Source organism: Verrucomicrobiota bacterium (genome assembly GCA_016871535.1).
Taxonomy (GTDB): domain Bacteria; phylum Verrucomicrobiota; class Verrucomicrobiia; order Limisphaerales; family SIBE01; genus VHCZ01.
The window spans coordinates 1-19037 of the sequence record VHCZ01000108.1 but is presented as its reverse complement, the minus strand read 5'-3'; the positions used below and the strand labels follow the sequence as shown (position 1 = coordinate 19037).

Below are 19037 nucleotides of genomic sequence, written 5' to 3'. Positions count from 1 at the left end.
GAATTTTGCCTGGGGCTGCGTTGCTCCTCGGTCACAGCCCCACTGGCGGGGGATGCTCGCTCGTCGCGCCTTGCCCCAGGCCAAATTGGGCGCAACGAACGTGAGCGTATTTACGAAACGGACCACTAAGACGGAAGAGACCCGCCAACGGAGGATGAAAACAGCGATGGAGTGGCTGTCCGAAGGCAAGCCAAGGAACTGGAAATGCCAGTAATCCGACTGGACGCTACTGCGTCCCCATGCCCACGCTTTGCACGGTCTGGAAGAGTTTGCCTTCGGTCTTGATGCTGGGCGCGATGATAATCTCGGTTTCCTGAAATTCGCGGATCGTGCGGCGGCCCACGTTGCCCATGCAGGTGGTAATCGCGCCGACGAGATTCTGCGAGCCGTCATCGACCGTGGCCGGTCCAAAGAGGATTTGTTTGAGCGAGCCGCTGAGGCCGACTTTGATGCGCGTGCCGCGCGGGAGGTTGGCGTGCGGCGTGGCCATGCCCCAGTGATTGCCTTGCCCCGGGGCTTCTTGCGCGCGAGCGAAGGCGCTCCCCACCATGACGGCATCCGCTCCGCAAGCAATGGCCTTGCAAACGTCGCCTCCTTTGCTCATTCCGCCGTCCGTAATAATGGGAACGTAGCGCCCGGTCTTCTTGAAGTGGGCATCCCGAGCCGCGGCGCAATCCACGGTGGCGGTGACTTGAGGCACGCCCAATCCCAACACGCCCCGGCTCGTGCAGGCCGCGCCGGGACCGACCCCGATCAGCACGCCGGCCACGCCGCAGGACATCAGTTCCAACGTCACGGTGTAGGTGACCGCGTTGCCAATGATGACGGGCGTTTTCATCGCTTTGACGAACGCCTCAAGGTCCAGCGACTTGTACTCCGTTGAGATGTGCCGGACCGTGGAAACTGTGGACTGCACGACGAAAATGTCCACGCCGGCTTCTTGAGCGATTGCGCCGAAGCGTTCCGCCTTTTGCGGGATCGAACTGACGGCGGCCAGCACGCCCGCGCTCTTCAGTTCCTGGATGCGGCGGCTGATCAATTCCTCTTTGATCGGTTCCTGGTAGATTTTTTGGATGAGGCTCGTGACTTCTTCTTTGGTGGCCTTGACGATTTTCTTGAGCATCTCCCCCGGATTCTCGTAACGCGTTTGGACGCCTTCGAGGTTGATGACGCCCAGTCCGCCGAGACGGCCCATTTCAGTGCAAAAATGCACGTCGGTGACGCCGTCCATGGCGCTGGCGATGATGGGGATCTTCAGGGCGATAAAACTTCCGTCCTGCTTCGGGATGCGAAAGCTGGTGTCCACTTCGTTTGGATTGATAGTGACATCGCCCGGCACCAAGGCGATCTCATCGAACCCATACGTCACCCGAGCTTTCCGATTACGGCCAATCCACATTCCCATAAATTATCTTCGTGTTTGAGAGTTTGCGTCAGGGCAAGAGAGCCGCGCCACCGCAAGGCACGGTGGAGGCGCTTCCCCGCTTAAAAGCTGATATTGTCATTCAAGGTCCCGCACTGTGGACAGCGTGAACGGTCCACGTCCGGGTCGTCGGTATAAACAAACGCGCATTTTTCACAACGAAAAATGTGGTCCTCGCTTGGAGTGGGATCGAACCGTTTCCGGCGAAGTTCGTAATATAGGGCGACGGCAGAAAGCGCCGCAAGCAAACAAACCACGTAACTGAGGAGAAACGTATCAACGGACATGATCTTCAATTCTCCGAAGCGGGTGTCTGGACTTGCGGTGTTTCGGGCCACCATTGAAAAACCAGCCGCTCGAATGCAACCTCGAGGAGTCCCGGTGCATTCGTGGAAGCCGGTTTCGGCAGCGGCGCAAATCTGGCCGTGCGCGCGCAGACCAGAGCTGCCGCGTCCGTGGCGGGCGAACCGCTGCTCGCGAGCAGCGTGGCCGACAGCGTGTCGCCATTCGGAGCGACCATCACCGAAACCACGCAGTTGGTCAGAAGGAGTGAGGGATCGGCTGGAGGCAAATTGCTCGCCGTGAGCAGGAGCCGGCCTGATCGGCTGGCTGCGAGCGTGAGCCGCGCGCTAAGCACCGGCGGCGGGTCGTGGACGAGGATCCGAGAAAGCACCGGCTCCAGCTTGGACAGCGTAAGCGGGACGGCGCTGAGGTTCGTGCGAGCGAATTGGACGAACTGCTGGCCCAGGCGTTCGGGAACGGCGGCCAGCGCTTGCGGCGGCTGCATCGGGCTGGTCATTCGATAAGGAAACTCCGCGAGCCGCAACCACGCCGCTCCGGAAAAACCCTGTGGATGGACCAGCGCGAAGAGCGTCGGATCTCGCGAACCGAGCGCTTGGGTGGATTTCTCGTAGGCGTGATTGGAGAGGATCCGGACTCCTGACCCGCCCTTCGCCAGGCGCTTTTGCGGCGTTGGCGATTCGGTGAGCGCGATGATCAACGCAAACTGCAGGAGCGTGAGCAGTGCGATAGTGAGAAACCAGCGGCGGCGCGACCAGGGGACGTTTTCGGACACAGCGAGGCTCATCGGCGGAACGGCTACTTCGCTCGGTTGGGGAGCGGCTGGGAGCGAACCACGCAATGAACGGCTTTGAAACCGGCCCCTTCCGCGAAACCCATGAGGCGGTAGGCGATTTCCAGTCGGGCAGCCTTGTCGGCCAAGATTTCCAGCGTCGGAGGTTCCCGCGAGGCTTGAACCGCGGCGGCGAGATCCTTCCGAAGTTTATCTTCCGTCTTGGCCTGGTTGTCGTGATAGAGCATGCCGGCGGCGTCGATGGCTACAACGACAGTCGGGCCTTCCGAGCCTCCCAGGGGCTCGCGAACTTCCGGCAAATTGATCTTGATCCCGGGGCTAAAGACCAGCGTGGAGCTGAGCGTGAGAAAAATCAGAAGCAGGAAAAAGACGCCCGCGAACGGCGCGGCGTCAAGCTGTCCTCGGAAGATCTTGGCGTTCCGCGGGAGCTTCATTGGGGTTTGGGCAGCGGTTTATTCGTGACGATATTCAGAATCTCCGTGGAGGCCTTTTCCATGTCCAGCACGATGCTGTTGACGCGGTTGACCAGATAATTGTAGCCGGCGTAACAGGGAATGGCCACGGCGAGGCCCAGGGCCGTGCAGATCAACGCTTCCCAGACCCCGGCCACGAGCTGCTGTTTCTCGATGTTGATGCCGGCGCTTTCGATCCGGGAGAAGATGCGCATGAATCCGAGCACGGTCCCGAACAGGCCCATCAAGGGCGCGATTTGCGCAATGGTCGCCAGCACGTTGAGTTTTTCCGCCAGGCGCGGGACTTCGAGCAGCCCGGCTTCTTCGAGCGCCTCGCGAACGCCTTCGCGTCCTTTTTCATGATTCAGGATCGCGGTTTTGACGAGCCGCGGCACAGGGCCGGGCGTGGCCTCGCAAATCGAGAGGGCTTCGACGACATTTTCGCGTTTGAGCACCGTGCGCACGCCGTTCAGAAACTCGGCTGAATTGATCTGCGCTCGATGATAGTGCAGCAATCGTTCGATAAAAACGGCCACCGCACCGGCGCTCACCAACAGCAAGAGCCAGGAGATCGGACCGCCGAGCTGCACCCATTGCGGGAGGAGAAACATGGCCGAGTTATAGGCAGCGGGTGTCAAAGTTCAAAGCGCAAAGTGCAGCCCGATGGAGTCCGACGACCCGTTGGCTCGTTCCCAAATGGCCGAATGGAGTGTGCGCGTGATGGAGTAGGGAGAAGAGGGCCGTCTTCATGGCTTGCCCTCTCCTCGATCCTCTCCTCGCTCGTGCTTCGCCAGGAGCTTTCGCGCTCCTTCGATTGCGCATTTGGAGCCATGAGCCTTTTCCAACTAAAGTTCGATGCGTATGCATCAAAGGTTTGGCAACCGTTCATTGAAAGCTTCCTGTTCCCTTCGGACCTGCACTCGGCCCGTGAACCCGGTGGGGCGAGTCCGTCCCGGCGAGCCGCTCCACGTGTGTGGAACACGTCCGACTCGGCTCGCTTGGGACACGCTCGCCCTACCGTCTGGTTCTTGAGAAGGGGAAGAGAACTCCTTTCGCTTGATTAAACCGCGGTGGGGACATGATGAGGGGCATTCGTCTCACTTTGAAAACCGCTTTATCGTGGTGGCCGGACTTGATACTCGTAACACATCGAATTGAATCGCACTTTCCAAACTAACTCCGGCTCTGCGCGCTCTTCGGCCCATTGGCGGCGCGATGTAGCTCGCGTGCTGATCCCGAAGGCCGAGCTGGCCCGGCGCGTGCGGTTTTTGGCTCGGAAAATCGAGAAGGATTTTCGCGGACGCGAGCTGGTCATTGTCGCGCTGTTGACCGGCACCGTGCCATTTCTGGCGGACCTTATCCGTCAGTTGTCCCTGCCCCTGCGGCTCGATTTTCTGGGCGTATCGAGCTACCGCAATGGAACCGAATCCCGAACCTTGATCTACACGAAAGAACTTCGGCTGGACGTTCGCGGGCGCGATGTCCTGGTCGTGGACGACATCCTCGACACGGGAAAAACGATGGCGAGCGTCCTGGCGAAACTCCGCCGCTTGAAGCCAAGGCAGATCAAGACGTGCGTCCTGCTCGACAAACCGAAACGCCGGAAGCGAAATCTGTCCGCGGATTATGTCGGATTCAAGATCCCCAATCTCTTCGTCGTCGGCTATGGACTTGATTTCGCGGAGCGGTACCGCAATCTGCCTTTCATCGGCGTGCTTCGCCCGGAGATTTACACCGACTGATGCCATGATGGTCCAAGTCAGTTTTTACTCCTATTTCAGGGAGCTGGCCGGTTGCCCGCAGGTCACCGAGAGCGTCGCTCCCCAGTGCACGCTGGGCGAGTTGTTGGAGGTGATCTATCGGCGCTTTCCCAAACTGGGCGCCATGCGGAAGTCCACGCTGGTGGCGGTGGGAGTTGAATATCAGGACCGGAATTACCTCCTTCAGGAGGGCGATGAGGTTTCCTTGTTCCCGCCGGTTCAAGGGGGCTAGCCTGGGAATCTCAAATTTCAAATGGGAAATCTCAAATCCTCACTGATGAAACGCCTGCTGACAATTACGACTGATCCCATCGACGAAGCGGCCTTGATCGGAAGCCGCTCCATGTCCCCGGACATGGGCGCGGCCGTGTATTTCACGGGCGTGGTGCGGGGTCAGGAGGAGAGGCAGGCCATTCATGCCATCGAATACGAAACGTTTCAGCGGATGGCCGAGCACCAGTTCCAGTTGCTGTTCGATCAAATGGCGAAGGAATGGCCGGTGGAGTCGGTGCGGCTGGTCCATCGCATCGGCCTTGTCAAGGTGAACGAACCGTCCCTTTGGGTTGAAGTCGTCGCGCCGCATCGGGCGGAGGCGTTTGCGGCTTGCCAGTTCCTCATTGATGAAATGAAGCGCGTCGTTCCCATCTGGAAAAAGCCTCTTTCTTAACGCAACTTTTTGCGGTTTGGGTTGTTGAACCAGAAAGTCTTTGCATGGCTTTCGTATCCATCAAAAATGTCCTCGCTCAAGCGGCTCTGGCCAACCTGGATCAATTTGACGCCTGGATCAAAGAGTGGCGCATTGCCGTCGAAAACGGATCTCAGGAATCTTTGATCGCTTTTTTCTGCCGCGAGGCGGGAATTTCCGAGGAAGTTTTCCTCCAGCGCCTCGCCGCCGCCCTGAGCTGGCCCTATCTGGATTTGCCCCGGATCAGCATCTCGGCGGAAACCCAGAAGCGAATTTCCACGAAAGTCGCTTTTCAGTTCACGGTCATCCCAACCCAGTTCGAGAACGACACGCTCGAAGTCGCGGTCAGCAATCCCTTCGACACGGCGTTGTTGAACGCGGTGCAATTTGACGCGCAGTGCGCAGTGCGCTTCGCGCTGGCGCCAAAGGATGAAATCGAAAAAGCTCTCAAGAAATATTACGGCGTCGGCGCTGAAACCCTCGACGAACTGGCGGAAGACGAGCCGATCGAATTATTGGTCGGCGAAGACAAGGAAATCACCGAGGGCGATCAGGAGGCAAGCGTCATCAAGTTCGTCAATCAGATCATCTGGGAAGCCTTCAAGGACCGCGCCACGGATATTCATTTCGAGCCGGCGGAGGACGAGTTGCGCATCCGCTACCGTATCGACGGTATTCTGCACCAGGCGCCGATGCCTCCCCAACTCAAGCGTTATCAGGCGGCGCTGATTTCCCGCATCAAAGTGATGTCCGGAATGAACATCGCGGAGAAACGCCTCCCGCAAGACGGCCGCATTAACGTCCGGATTAAGGGTGAGGAACTGGACATCCGCGTTTCGACGGTGCCGACCGTCTATGGCGAGAGCGTCTCGCTCCGCTTGCTGACGCGCGGAAAGATTTTCCTGAGCCTCGACAAGCTCGGTTTCTCGCCGCTCGAAGAGGGAGCCTTGCGCGAGATCATCGTCAAACCGCACGGAATTCTGCTCGTGACCGGCCCGACCGGCTCCGGAAAATCGACTTCGCTTTACGCGTTCCTGAGCACGATCAACTCGGTTCACAAACGCATCATCACGATCGAGGAACCGGTGGAGTATGAATTGAAGGGCATCAACCAGATTGCGGTGCGGTCGGACATCGGGCTGACCTTTGCGGTCGGCTTGCGCCATATCCTTCGGCAAGATCCGAACGTCATCATGGTGGGCGAAATCCGCGATCTGGAAACGGCGGAGATCGCCATTCGCGCCGCGCTCACGGGCCACCTGGTCTTTAGCACGCTGCACACGAACGACGCTCCGAGCGCGTTCACACGTTTGATCGACATGGGCATCGAACCGTTTCTGGTGGCGTCCTCTGTGGAAGCGGTGATGGCGCAACGGCTGGTGCGAACCATTTGCCCGCACTGCAAAACCGAACAGAAAGTCGAACGCGATTACTTGCGACGGATCGGCTTTCCCGAAGACGAGATCGCGACGACTACGTTTTACCGCGGGCGCGGCTGCGAAGAATGCCGCGACCTCGGTTATCAGGGGCGCACGGGCATTTACGAAATCCTCATTCTGACCGAGGCGCTCCGCCCGCTGATCCTCAACCGCGCGCCGGCCAGCACGATTTCGCAGATGGCCATCGATCTCGGCATGCGCACCTTGCGAGCGGACGGCTGGAGAAAGGTGAAAGCGGGCGCGACGACGATCGAGGAGGTCCTGCGCGTCACCCAAACCGAAGAGCACCTCAGCGCCCTGGCCGGGAAGTAACTGCGTGAAGAAGGCCAGTCTTAACTCCTGCAATGTCCTGGCGGCCGGGCCTCAGGGACGAAGTTTGTGGCAATTCAATGTCAGCAACGGCCAGGTGAAGCTGGCCACGCAGGATTCCATCGCCCATCAGACTCGGCTCCCGGCCAAACTCGTCGCCAAGGATTGGCGGTCCCTGTGGAAGCGCAAGCTGAACATCGCGTGGCTCCCCGCCGACCAGGTCTTCGTGCGCGTCGTTCATTTGCCGACGCCGGACTTCGCCGAGATGACCTCGATGGCAGAGTTACAGCTCGAAAAGCTTTCGCCTCTGCCTGTGAACCAGATCGTGTGGAGCCTCGAACGGGGCCCTCGCTACGGCGAAAACCTCCATTCCGCCATTGTCATCATCGCAGCTCGGAGTGTCGTCGAGGAATTCCTGGGACGGCTGGAGGAAGACGGCTTTTTGGCGGATCGCCTGGAGCTTCCCTGTTTGCACCAACTTCTAAGTTCGGGCGCGGCGGAAGAAGCCGTGTGGATTCGCCCCATGACCGACGGCGGCCACCGGTTTTGCCTCGTTGCCTGGTGGTGCGGGGGCGGTTTGCAGCAACTTCAATTGCTGCGGCTGCCGGAGACTTCCAACCCCGGACGCATCCTGGTCGAAGAGCTGACGAAGACGGCCTGGGCCGGCGAAATGGAAGGTTGGCTCAACTCGCGGCTGCGCTGTCATTTGGTCAACGAAACCGATTTCGCGGCAGATCTGGAACCGGCGCTTCGCGAATGGTCAGGGGTGCCGGTCGTGTTGGTGGACACGGTGGCTCGTCAGGCGCTTGCGGAGTTGAGCGCCCGCCGGGCAGCGCACGCCGAGACCAAAGCGAATCTCTTGCCGGTCGAGTTCGGCGCGCGTTATCAGCAGCAATTCGTGGATCGCCTCTGGATGACAGGGTTGGGCGCGGTGCTGGCGGCCTATTTGATCGGGGTTCTGATCTATTTTGGCGCGCTCCAGACTTTGCGGTTCAAGAAATACCAGATCGACAAGCAGGTCGCAGCCTTGAGCGGGAGTTACACCAACGCCGTGAAGTTGAAGGCGCGCGCAGAGGTGCTCCAGGACCAGTTGAATCTCAAGTACGCGGCGCTCGATTGTCTCAAAGCGGCTTCGGAACGCTTGCTGGGCGGGCTGACACTGACGCAGTTTTCCTTTACCAAGGGCCAGACGCTCTTTTTGGAAGGCACGGCGGAGAAAGACGACGAGACCAAGATCATCGACTACAACGAAGCCCTTCGCAAAGAGACGGTGAACGGCGAATTGCTGTTCAAGTCGGTTGAGCAGCCGAATTGGAGCGCGCGAGGCCAAACCATTGTCTGGCGGTTCAACTGCGTGCTGAACCGATCTGAGATCGAATGAGTTCCTTCCTGGGCAAACTGAATCTGCGTCCGAACGAGCGGAGGCTGCTGGTTTTTGTCGCCACGGTTGTTTTCATCGTCCTGAACATCTGGCTGGTCTGGCCGCGCTTCAAGGATTGGAAGCTAGTCAAGGCCGGCTACGAGCAAGCGTTAACGGAGATGCGCCGGTACCAAAAGGAGATTGATCAAGCTCCGCGCTACGAAACGAAATTGCGGGATCTCGAAAGCCTTGGATCGAACGTCATCCCGGAAGAACAGGAACTGGACCTCGTGCGCACGGTGCAGAATCAAACGCGCCAGAGCGGCGTTTTTGTCTCACAGCAGGACGCCCGGCCGAAGACCAGCAGCACGAAAACGAACCAGTTCTTCGAAGAGCAAACCTTGAGCATGGGCATCGAGTCGCGGAACGAAGAGCTGGTGAACTTTCTCGTCAGCCTGGCTTCGACCAATTCCTTGATCCGAGTCCAAGAGCTCCGGTTGCGTCCGGACAACCCGGCCAACCCGATGAAACTGATGGGCAGCGTCACTCTGGTATCCAGTTACCAAAAGAACCCGCCCATCAAACCTGCGTCTCCCGCGCCCACGACGAATGTGGCCGCAAGCACCACATCCTCACCGGCGCCCTCCAATGTGGCGTCTGGTGCACTCGGCGTGGCCAAGCCGATCGCGTCCAAAGTTCAACCCCCTCCCAAGCCGTGAAAAATCGCATTGCCTTCACTTTCATCGTTGCTCTTTCCCTTGGCACCTGGCTCGTGGCTCAGCGCCCGCCACCCGGGCCGCCCGAATTCGCGCGGCCAAACACGAATGCCGCGGCCTCGGCACTGGCGCCGGCGCCGCTGAGCACCAATCAGGTCGATGAAATGCTGCGCGCGCTTCGCCGAGCGATGACGAATGCGCCCGCAGCCGCCGGCCAGACTTCCCCAATTTCCCCGGCCACACCGGCTCCAGCAACAAACCAACCGGCAAGTGTCCCGACGACGGCCGTCCCGGCTCTCACGGCTCCCCAGTCCACTTCAACAGTAGCGCCTCCGACAACGAATCAGCCGGCGGGGTTTCCGCCTTTGACGACGAGCCCACCAGCCGCGACCGTCCAAGCCCAGCCGCCGGCTCCAGCGACGGTCCCGCCCGCAGGCGTTCCCGCGGCGCAAGCTCAAACGCAGCCCCAGGCTGCGCCGCCCGGGGTTCCTCCCGCGATTGGACCTGTCGTGCAACAGCCGGCGCCCGGCGCGCCCGCCGCGGCCCCCCAGGCCGATCGCATCATTCAGAAAGGTTTGCTGCAGCTTCAAGGCATGTCGCTGGATCAGTTTTTTGAAATCTACGCCATGGTGTCTGGACGGACCGTTCTGCGCCCGTATCAACTGCAAGCCAAGTATCAGCAGATCACGCTGAAGGCCGAAACTGACTGGACAAGACAAGAGGCGATTTATGCCATGGACACCGTTCTGGCGCTGAACGATATCGCCATGATTCCGGTGGGGGAGAAATTCGTCAAAGCCGTGCCTTTCGCGGTCGCGGCCCTGGAAGGCGCGGACACGGGTAAGACCAACGTGGTTGAAGCGGCGGAGGGCGAGCAGTTCGTCACGGAAATCATCGAGTTGAAGAGCGTCAAGCCGAGCGAACTGGCCCAGTTGCTGGCGTCGTTCACCCGTCCGAACGGGGTCATTGCTTTCGATGGGAACAACACCCTCGTGCTGCGAGATTACGCTTCGAATGTCAAAAGGATGCTGGAGATCGTCAAGAAGGTCGATGTCACACGCGACCCGGATTACAGACTGGAAATCATCCCGATCAAGTACGGCAAGGTTGAAGATTTGTACAACACCATGTCGAGCCTGATCAGCGGGCAAGCGGCCACCGCCGTGGCTGGCATCGGCGCAGCCCAGACGCAACGTCAGGGCGGACGGCTAACCGGAGGCAGCGCCTTGAGCCGGGGCGGCGGTTTTGGGGCGCAGTCTGGGTATGGCGGCGGGTATCGTCAGCCGGGTTACGGCGGTTACGGCGGCGTTCAGCCGTACGGGACCCTGCAGCCGCTGGCAGCCGCGACCACCCCCACAACGGCCGGAGGCGCCCAGTCTTCATTTCAACAGCGCCTCCAACAGATCGTTAACCGGGCCGCAGGCGGAGAGGCCGTCCAGCTTCTGCAGGATGCGCGAATTGTGCCCGACCTGAAATCCAACTCGCTTCTGCTCTACGCCAACAAACGGGACATTGAGATGATCACGAACATCGTGGCGAAGGTGGACGTGCTGCTGGCGCAGGTCTTGATCGAAGCCATCATCATGGAGGTTTCGCTCAACGACTCGTCCAATCTTGGGGTTAGCATGCTGCAAAACCCCAAGCGAGTTGGGAACGACTTCAATGGGGCGGGTGGCGTCAACAACGGCCAGCCGTTTCTCAACAACATCACGAACCTCGCCTCCGGATTGCCTTCGGGTTTCAGCTATTTTGGAAATATTCGAGGCGACCTTGACCTTGCAGTAACGGCGATCGCGCGGCAAAGCACGATCAACGTCATCTCCCGGCCGCAACTCCAGACGTCCCACGCGATCCCGGGTGAAATTGTGGTCGCCGAGGCCGTGCCGTACGTGACCGGTTCCTACGACAGCTACTACGGCGGATTCGGCGGCGGGATCGGCAGCCGGTCCATCGTTCAGACGGTCAACATCGGGATCACGCTTTCGGTGACGCCGTTCATTACTCCGGAAGGGCTCGTGGTGATGGAGATCGAACAGCACGCCAGCCAGCGAGGGGCCGACGTCATCATCGACGGCAATCCGATCCCGGTCGTGAACGAGCGGGCGTCGGTATCGACGCTGACCGTGCGCGACGGCCAATCGATCATGATGGGCGGGTTTATTACGGAGAGCCGTTCCAAGGGCAATTCCGGCGTTCCGATCCTGAAAGATATCCCGGGGCTGGGCGCGCTATTCCGCTCAAAGAACAAATCCAACAATCGCTCGGAATTGGTCATCCTGATGAAAGCGACGGTGCTGAGGACTCCGGATATTGCCGCGGAAGTCGCCGAGACAGAAAAGTCGATGCTTCCAGGAGTTCAGAAAGCAGAGGAGGAATTTGGCAAGGACGAGCAGAAGCGAAGGCAAAAAAGCAGGCCGTCAAGGAACAAGCCGGAAGCCGGCGCTCCTAAGAAACAAGCGTTAGGACACTGATTACTGCGAGAACGAAGGCAGAGTTCTTTTTTACAGGAGCAAACAGAGGCAACGGAGGCGTGGCCAGCTTGATTGCTTGATTCACGGGCTCTCCGTTTCCTCTGTTGCCTCCTGTTAAACAAATCTCGATTTCGTCCGGAGGATACGGCGTCAGGTTTCCTCACGTGAAAATGGCGCGCGTCTGAAGCGAAGCGCCGCTACTTCTTCACGTAGATCGGCTCTTTGATCCCGCTGAGGGCGGCAAAGTTTTTCAGCTTCTCCATCACATCTGGGTGATCTCGGTCCCTGCTGGAACGATCAGGACGCCGTCGTTGGTCATAACCGGCGAGAGCAACACTTGGCCTGGCGCCAGGTCTTTGACCAGCATGGCTTGCCCGGATTTCGTCGCGCCCGCATCCTGAACGAGCGTCGCCATGGCCGTGTCGATCACCTTGGGATCGTAAGCGCCCGGCCGGCGGCGCATCTGATCCAAGATTTCGTAACGAACGGCGCCTTCGATCTCCTGTTTGATCAAATCCGAGAGGACGCGGAGGATTCTGGCCCCGAGCGGGATTTGATCCCCGGCCACCGAATCCTGGGGCAATCCGGAGCCGTCGTAGTATTTGTTCTGATAAAGGACAATGCGCGCGACCGATTCGAGGCGGGGAATGTTCAGGAGCAGTTTGTTCCCGATTTCCGGGATGCGGGTGATAATCTGCTTCTCGGTCGGGTTGAGGGCTGCGCCGGTCCGGTCCTTATGGATGATTGCTGCAGGAATCGTGACGTAGGCAATTTGCGAAAGCAAAGCGGCAACTTCCAGTTCCCAGAACGAGGTAATCCCCAGCGGGACAGCCAGTCCGCGCGCATAATCGCGGAGCATCTGCGCGCGCCCGAAAGTCTGCGGCTCAACCATGGAAAGAATCTCCGTCAGCATCTTGACGCTTCCGCTGAGCGTCTTTTCGAGAAGCTCCTTTTCCGCCGTGATGAGACGGTATTGTTCGAAACCGGCTTCCAGGGCGAGCGCGAGCGTTTCGGGAGTGCACGGCTTGTTGAGGAAGCGGAAAATGTGGCCCTTGTTGACAGCCTCAACCGCGACTTGCTGGTCGGCGTTTCCCGTGAGCATGATGCGCACAGTTTGGGGAGCGACCTCGCGAATCTTGCTCAGGAGTTCGATGCCGTTCATGCCGGGCATGTGCATGTCCGCGACCACGACGGCGTACGGCCCTTGCCGTTGGACGATGTTCAACGACTCCTGGCCGATTTCCGGTGCTGCTCCCAGGAGTAGAGAATCAGCACGAGTTTGCCGATGTCGTGGAGCAACCCGCCCACATAAGCTCCCGCGACTGTCTTCTTGTCCGCCCCCTCTATCTCCGCGATTCGCTTTGCCGCGACGGCTACGTCCACGCTGTGATGCCACAAACCCTCCAGGGCGCGTTCTTTGAACAGCGCAGCGTCAAAGGGACTGAACGCGTTCAAACTGAAGGCCAGGCTTTTGAAAGTGTCCAATCCCAGGCAGGAAATCGCAACGGCGGGATCCGGAATTTCACACGCACCGCCGAAGAAAGCTGAATTCACCAGCTTCAGCGTTGCCGCGGTGACACCGGGGTCTTTGGAGACAATGCGGGTCACCTCTGCGGGGGAGACGTCGGCGTTGAGCAACGTTTCCGCCAGATCGATGTACAGCGAAGGCACACTGGGAAAGCGATCCATCCGGGTGATGAATTCTCTTAGGCCTTCATTGGATTGCAGCGTTTGATTCAGTCTGGAGACTCGCGCGAGGGCCGCTTTGAGCGATTCGGGCGGGCAAGGTTTGGCGAGGAACTGGTGAGCGAAACCGAGGCACTGAAAGATCAGTTCCTTATCCGCGTGCCCGGACAGAATCAGGCGAATCGTGTGGGGATAATGCTTCCGCGCCTCATTCAGAAACTCGGCCCCGTTCATGCCGGGCATCAGCATATCCGTGACGACGTCGAAAGGGGAGTGACGCATCAATTCTAGGGCCCGGCTGGCGCTGTCCGCAAATGCCATGTCCCAGTCGGTGCGCATCTGGCGCAACAGGCGCTGCAGCCCTTGCAGCGCCAGCGATTCGTCGTCCACGAACAGAATGCGTGTCTTCAAGCGGATGGGTGGTTGGCCGGGGGCGCGGAGTTCAGGGGCAGGCCGATGATGAAAGTTGTGCCCTGGCCCATTTCGGTTTCAAAATGAATGGTCCCGCCATGCTTGTCCACGACGACGGCATGGGCAATCGCCAGCCCTTGGCCCGTTCCTTTGCCCATTTGCTTGGTCGTGAAGAACGGCTCGAAGATGCGGTCCCGAATTGGCTCCGGAATGCCCGTGCCGGTGTCGGCGATCCGTATCTCCACCTGGTGCCCGCAACGCCGCGTGCTCAGCGTGATCGTGCCCTTGCCCTTCTTGCCGTGGGCGGCGGCGTCCGCGATGGCGTGAGCGGCGTTCACAATGAGATTCAGAATCACCTGATTCAACTCTGCCGCCAGGCATTGCACCATCGGCAAGTTCGGATCGAAGTGCGTGATGGCGTCGGCGACGTATTTCCACTCATTGCGCGTGACGCAACTGCACCTCCATCATCTCGCGTTCTTTCTCTGCCCGTTTCCGTTCGGTCACATCGCGGGCCACGATCAGGATATTCTCGATTTCGCCGCGCGTGTTCCGAATGACGCCGGCGTGGGACTCCAGCGTTCGCCAGGAGCCGTCCTTGTGCCGCATCCGGTATTCGATGAATTTGCCGACCCCAGTGGATTTGGTTTCTGCTGCTGCCTCCAGCAATTTCGCCCGATCATCCGGATGAGTTTGTTCCATCGACCAGGTGCCTTGAAGTTCGTCCGGGCTGTATCCCAGGACGGTTTGGTAGGACGGACTGTTGTAGAGGCGATTGCCTTTCGTATCCACCAGCGCGATCAACTCCGTGGCATTCTCCGTCATGACCCGGAAAAGCTGTTCGCTGCGGCGCAGCGCCTCTTGAGCGCGTTTTGCGTCCGTCATGTCTCTGGCGATGGTGCACAGGTGAGCCACGGTGCCGTCCGCGGCGCGGTGCGCCAGGATCAATTGGGAAACCGCGATCTCACGCCCGTCACGGCTCAGGAAACAGTTTCGCCGGTCCAAACGCCGTTTTGCAGGACGGCGGGGATCGCTTCTCGCCGGATCAATTCCCTGGCCCAAGGCGGTTGGAAATCGTCAATGGACAAGTTGCTGAGAACTTCGCTCGCGCCGATTCCCAGGCGGTCGCGGGCTGCTTTGTTCAGGTAGAGAAATCGGTTGTAGTGGATGTCCGTGACATCAACCAGATCGGTGGTCGCTTCCAGAATGGTGAGGAGCCAATCATGGACAGAACCCGCAGCCGAGGCGGGCCCGTTAGCGGAGGGGATTTCCTTCATGGAAATAAACTCAAACCCAAAAACCTGCCAGGAGAGCAGAGGATTTCGGGGAGAGCCTTTGATCGGAGGATCGGCAGAACTGCGGAGCCAAGCGAACCTGAGCGGCGGAAATCAAGGCTTCGGCACGCCGTCCTGGAGGCGCCGGAGATCCCGGATTTCATGGCGGTCAGCACTGGGCCGGCTGGCAGGCAGCAGGCTTTTCGAGGAATACCATTTCCAGTATTCGACATGTCCGTCGGCAAACGAAAGGTTGTAACCTCGGTTATGTCTTTCGGCCGGAGTGCTGACCCAAATGGGGGCTGCCAGCACTCCCTTTTCCGGTGGGACAACGGAAAAGGAACCACTCCAGACGCTATTCTCATGCTCCTCGATGAAAACGAAAACCTTCTCCGGCGAGGGGTTATCAATCGCCGAAAACAGGGTCTTTACCCGAGGTTCAATGCCTGCCGCATCCCCGTTCATGTAGAAACTCATCGAGTAACTGCGCGTCCGTGGAAATGGATGCCCCACGACCGTGGATCGATCATCCGGGCAACGATACATGCTGGCGAACCGGGCGTACGGATAAAGCGTGCCCTTCACGATGTTGCGGGTCGTGATATCCTCCTTGGGGTTGCCCACGACCCAAGAACCGAGCGCGTTCCTTCGCCCAAAGAGTTTTTCATTAGCGCCGTCCTCGCTTTTGTTCAGAGGCAACTGATCGTCGTTGTCGTTGAAGTACCCGTGCCAAGCCAACGACAGTTGTTTCAAGTTACTGAGACACGTAATTTGATGGGCTTTGGCCTTGGTCTGATTCAAAGCCGAAGAAAGCAAGCTCGCAAGGACAGCTATAATGGCCAGAACCACGAGCAGTTCCACAAAAGTGAAACCGCGGAGAGAACCGTCTTGTTGCGGCGCAGAACGAACGCCTTTGGGCCGGTGCATGCTCTTCATCACTTTAGTCTGATGGTTGTTTTAGCAGGTGCGCGGAGGATTTCAACGGTTACGTTCTTAGCCGTCGGAACCCCGAACGTCCCAGTAAACCGGACGCGCATCGTCGTATGAGTCTTTAGCCTGTCTTTTCCGATTAGTCAACGCCGCTGATGAAGTTGTATGAAGTTGATGAGGTCGAGAGCGAGGCCAAATGAGGCCTGTTACATGTCGAGGTTTCCGTCATGTGGGCACGTTCTGAGGCGATCCGGCGTCACGGCTCCTGGACCACGTTCATGGCATCAATGCGGACCAGCTCCAGAGGAACCTTTTGGATTCGGTTGCCTGGCCACACAATCTCGATGGCTTCGACCCGGTTGGCTTTTCCCAAACCGATCGTCACCGGCAGCTCCGATTGGGACAGGTAACTTCGCGTGGGCATGACCTGGCGAACGAGCGTTTGATCGGCGACCCGGACTTTGACCTTCGCCCCAATGGCGTCGCGGTTGGCTTTCTTCCCGACCAATTTGATCCGCAGCCAGTGATGGCCCAGCGCCTGGTCGTTGCGCAGCAAGAGAGGCGGCCCTCCCGCCTGAGTGAGCACGGCGTCCAAATCTCCATCGCTATCGATGTCCGCGAAAGCGGAGCCGCGTCCGACGATGGGTTTGAACAGGTCGGGGCCAGCTTTCTCGGTCGGCACGACCTGGAAGGCGGCGGTGTTCTTCTGCCCGCTGTTCCAGAAGAGTTGCGCCGGCTGGGCGTAATGCTGGCTTTGCTGGACCTTGTTGATTTCCTCCTCCAGATGGCCATTGACGCTAAACACATCCAGGCGTCCATCCAGATCGTAATCGAAGAAGAAGACGCCGAATTTGAGGAGCAACCGGCTGGCTGGCCCGATGCCTTCCGTGATCGCCTCGTCGGTGAAAATCGCGGAAGCGCCTTGCGACACATAAAGCGCGGTCATTTCGTTGGCGAAGTTCCCGATGATAATTCCCAGCCGGCCATCATTTTGAAAATAACCGGCGTCAATCCCCATTGCGCCGCGGGTATTGCCGTAACTGTCAAATGCAATCCCGGTGACGGCCCCGATCTCCTGGAACGTGCCGTCCGTCCGATTCGTGAAAACGTAATTCTGAACGGTGTCATTCGCCACGACGAGATCGATCCAGCCATTGTTATCCAGATCGACTGGCGCCACGCCGAGCGACTTCGCGGCCGGCACACCCGTTGCCGAGTTTTTGACTTGAACCCCGCTGGTCGGGGAGACGTCCGTAAATTTTCCGGTTCCATCGTTGCGGTAAAGATACGGGAACGTGCCTTGAAAATTCATCGGCGGGCCATAGGCGCGTCCAATGCCGGTGAGCTTGTAGCCGACTTCCAGATCGATTTCCTTGGACCAGCGGACGTAATTGCAGACGAACAGATCGAGATCCCCGTCGTTTTCCATATCGAACCACGTGGCGCTGGAACTCCATTCGCCGGGAGCGCCGCCGACGCCCGCCGAGACCGTGACATCGGCGAACTTGCCCTGGCCGAGGTTTCGGAAGAGACGGTTGCCGCCTACACCCGTGACGAACACATCGACCCAGCCGTCGTTGTCATAGTCACCCACCGCGACGCCCATTCCGTAAAGGCTTACGTCCAGTCCGGAGCCAGCGGTCGCGTCTTCGAAGCAGCCTTTGCCGTCATTACGATAAAGCCCAAGGGTCGCCGGTTTCCGGGCGGCGTCGGTTTTCCATGGCCAATCGGTGGAGTTGATGAAGAGGAGGTCCGGGGCATCATCATTGTCGAAATCGAAGAACGCCACCCCGCTGCCCATGGTCTCGGGAAGCAGCTTTTCGCCGTAGGCGCCGTTGTGATGAGCGAACTTGATTCCTGCCTCGGCTGTAATGTCGGTGAACCTTGCTTGGGGAATCTCGGCCAGCATGATAGGCCGCGTGACGGGCGCGGTAATTTGAGTGACCTTTGGCGCAGCGGGCGCCGGTTTCCGCTTAAGCAGAAACCATACACCCGCGAGCAGCGCAGCCAGGGCAACAAACGCGACAAACGACCACCGAAACGCGCGGCCAATTACCGCCTCATCGTAGTGCGCAACTTCATCCGGATCTGATTGTTCAGGCGGATCGGAAGCGGGGGGGCGGTTGTTTCTTTTGTCATCTTCGAGCGATTCGTTACTCATTGCGCCAAGCAAACCATGCGCGTCGGAAATTGGGAAGTCTGAGTACCCAAGTCCTCTGTTTTCTGAGGGCTGCGGACAGGAACATCGTTGACCCACGTCAGCCCGTTCTTAAACTCCAGGCCCGATGGAACTGTCCGAAGTCCGCATCGACAAATGGCTCTGGGCTGTCCGGCTCTACAAGACCCGCACGATGGCAGCCGACGCCTGCCGTGCAGGCCACATTGAGATTGGCGGGCACGCTGTGAAACCCTCGCGCTCCGTGCGCGTGGGGGAAATCATTTCGGCGCGAGTCGGGATCATTACGAAAACTGTCAAAGTGCTGGGATTGATCGACCGGCGCGTCGGCGCGCCCGTCGCGAAACTGCATCTCGAGGACCTGACGCCTCCCTCGGAATACGCGAAGCTGACTGAAGTGAGGCATCAACCCGTCTTCCATCCGCCAGGCCTGGGACGCCCGACAAAGAAGAACCGAAGAGCTATCGAGCGTCTCCTGAGTGACGGGGTTTGAGGAACCGTGCCCGCAGGAGCGCACGGTCTATGCCGCCCCTCCCCTTCCAGGAGGAGACCTTCGTGCGACGTCGCGGTTCCAGTTTCCCCTCCCGGGAGGGGCGAAGGGGTGGGTTGGTTTCGTGGGAACAGCCTGGCAAAACTGAGACGGCATGCGCGTTGCTCTTCTAAATTCTGATGCTTGAGTAAGTCGTGGCCGCAGATTGCTGGCCGCGATGAAACGGCGTTTACTTAGTGGTCCGTTTCGTAAATACGCTCACGTTCGTTGCGCCCAATTTGGCCTGGGGCAAGGCGCGACGAGCGAGCATCCCCCGCCAGTGGGGCTGTGACCGAGGAGCAACGCAGCCCCAGGCAAAATTC

At 59.2% G+C, this 19037-nt stretch carries 20 protein-coding genes; 8 read left to right on the top strand and 12 right to left on the bottom strand.

Features of this window, described 5'->3' with window-relative positions:
* Positions 1 to 226: 226 nt before the first annotated feature.
* From FJ398_14990 to FJ398_14970, 5 genes are all read right to left on the bottom strand, one after another.
* A complete protein-coding gene (locus FJ398_14990) occupies positions 227 to 1405 on the bottom strand; it encodes a GuaB3 family IMP dehydrogenase-related protein (GenBank protein MBM3839241.1) in 1179 nt (392 codons plus the stop codon).
* Positions 1406 to 1485: 80 nt separating this feature from the next.
* Positions 1486 to 1710: a hypothetical protein gene (locus FJ398_14985; GenBank protein ID MBM3839240.1), complete on the bottom strand. Its 225-nt coding sequence runs from the start codon at positions 1708 to 1710 to the stop codon at positions 1486 to 1488.
* Between the two features lie 5 nt (positions 1711 to 1715).
* Entirely contained in the window at positions 1716 to 2510 is a 795-nt protein-coding gene (locus FJ398_14980) for an energy transducer TonB (protein ID MBM3839239.1), read from the bottom strand.
* 11 nt (positions 2511 to 2521) lie between these two features.
* Positions 2522 to 2950: a hypothetical protein gene (locus FJ398_14975; GenBank protein MBM3839238.1), complete on the bottom strand. Its 429-nt coding sequence runs from the start codon at positions 2948 to 2950 to the stop codon at positions 2522 to 2524.
* The gene (locus FJ398_14970) at positions 2947 to 3579 is read right to left on the bottom strand and encodes a MotA/TolQ/ExbB proton channel family protein (protein ID MBM3839237.1); all 633 of its coding nucleotides are present in this window, start codon (positions 3577 to 3579) and stop codon (positions 2947 to 2949) included. The genes FJ398_14975 and FJ398_14970 overlap by 4 nt, the downstream gene beginning before the upstream one ends.
* A 615-nt stretch (positions 3580 to 4194) precedes the next feature.
* Here FJ398_14970 and hpt point away from each other — a divergent pair.
* Genes hpt through FJ398_14935 form a run of 7 tightly spaced genes read left to right on the top strand, consistent with a single transcriptional unit; the run spans position 4195 to position 11708 of the window.
* A complete protein-coding gene (hpt, locus tag FJ398_14965) occupies positions 4195 to 4710 on the top strand; it encodes a hypoxanthine phosphoribosyltransferase (GenBank protein MBM3839236.1) in 516 nt (171 codons plus the stop codon).
* A 4-nt stretch (positions 4711 to 4714) separates the two neighbouring features.
* Entirely contained in the window at positions 4715 to 4960 is a 246-nt protein-coding gene (locus tag FJ398_14960; GenBank protein ID MBM3839235.1) for a MoaD/ThiS family protein, read from the top strand.
* Between the two features lie 45 nt (positions 4961 to 5005).
* On the top strand, positions 5006 to 5395 hold the full coding sequence (locus tag FJ398_14955) for a molybdenum cofactor biosynthesis protein MoaE (GenBank protein ID MBM3839234.1): 390 nt from the start codon (positions 5006 to 5008) through the stop codon (positions 5393 to 5395).
* Positions 5396 to 5439: 44 nt separating this feature from the next.
* Positions 5440 to 7164 (top strand): type II/IV secretion system protein, encoded by a 1725-nt coding sequence (locus tag FJ398_14950; protein ID MBM3839233.1) that lies wholly within the window; start codon positions 5440 to 5442, stop codon positions 7162 to 7164.
* A gap of 4 nt (positions 7165 to 7168) precedes the next feature.
* Complete coding sequence (locus tag FJ398_14945) at positions 7169 to 8542, top strand: hypothetical protein (GenBank protein MBM3839232.1); 1374 nt, start codon at positions 7169 to 7171, stop codon at positions 8540 to 8542.
* Complete coding sequence (locus FJ398_14940; protein MBM3839231.1) at positions 8539 to 9240, top strand: hypothetical protein; 702 nt, start codon at positions 8539 to 8541, stop codon at positions 9238 to 9240. The genes FJ398_14945 and FJ398_14940 overlap by 4 nt, the downstream gene beginning before the upstream one ends.
* The gene (locus FJ398_14935) at positions 9237 to 11708 is read left to right on the top strand and encodes a hypothetical protein (protein ID MBM3839230.1); all 2472 of its coding nucleotides are present in this window, start codon (positions 9237 to 9239) and stop codon (positions 11706 to 11708) included. Before FJ398_14940 ends, FJ398_14935 begins: the two co-directional genes overlap by 4 nt.
* 262 nt (positions 11709 to 11970) lie before the next feature.
* On the opposite strand, the gene FJ398_14930 is transcribed toward FJ398_14935, so the two are convergent.
* The 7 genes from FJ398_14930 to FJ398_14900 all read right to left on the bottom strand — a co-directional run bounded on the left by FJ398_14930 (position 11971) and on the right by FJ398_14900 (position 18170).
* Entirely contained in the window at positions 11971 to 13104 is a 1134-nt protein-coding gene (locus FJ398_14930) for a response regulator (GenBank protein ID MBM3839229.1), read from the bottom strand.
* The gene (locus tag FJ398_14925; GenBank protein ID MBM3839228.1) at positions 12930 to 13805 is read right to left on the bottom strand and encodes an HDOD domain-containing protein; all 876 of its coding nucleotides are present in this window, start codon (positions 13803 to 13805) and stop codon (positions 12930 to 12932) included. Before FJ398_14925 ends, FJ398_14930 begins: the two co-directional genes overlap by 175 nt.
* The gene (locus tag FJ398_14920) at positions 13802 to 14200 is read right to left on the bottom strand and encodes a hypothetical protein (GenBank protein MBM3839227.1); all 399 of its coding nucleotides are present in this window, start codon (positions 14198 to 14200) and stop codon (positions 13802 to 13804) included. Before FJ398_14920 ends, FJ398_14925 begins: the two co-directional genes overlap by 4 nt.
* Positions 14201 to 14243: 43 nt before the next feature.
* A complete protein-coding gene (locus FJ398_14915; GenBank protein ID MBM3839226.1) occupies positions 14244 to 14810 on the bottom strand; it encodes a PAS domain S-box protein in 567 nt (188 codons plus the stop codon).
* Entirely contained in the window at positions 14786 to 15082 is a 297-nt protein-coding gene (locus FJ398_14910) for a hypothetical protein (protein ID MBM3839225.1), read from the bottom strand. Before FJ398_14910 ends, FJ398_14915 begins: the two co-directional genes overlap by 25 nt.
* 111 nt (positions 15083 to 15193) lie before the next feature.
* Positions 15194 to 16015 carry a prepilin-type N-terminal cleavage/methylation domain-containing protein gene (locus FJ398_14905; protein ID MBM3839224.1) on the bottom strand — a complete coding sequence of 274 codons (822 nt, stop codon included), beginning with the start codon at positions 16013 to 16015 and terminating at the stop codon, positions 15194 to 15196.
* 250 nt (positions 16016 to 16265) lie between these two features.
* Positions 16266 to 18170 (bottom strand): CRTAC1 family protein, encoded by a 1905-nt coding sequence (locus FJ398_14900; protein MBM3839223.1) that lies wholly within the window; start codon positions 18168 to 18170, stop codon positions 16266 to 16268.
* 124 nt (positions 18171 to 18294) lie between these two features.
* On the opposite strand from FJ398_14900, the gene FJ398_14895 reads away from it, so the two are divergent.
* Positions 18295 to 18678: an RNA-binding S4 domain-containing protein gene (locus tag FJ398_14895; GenBank protein MBM3839222.1), complete on the top strand. Its 384-nt coding sequence runs from the start codon at positions 18295 to 18297 to the stop codon at positions 18676 to 18678.
* The last annotated feature ends 359 nt before the right edge of the window (positions 18679 to 19037 follow it).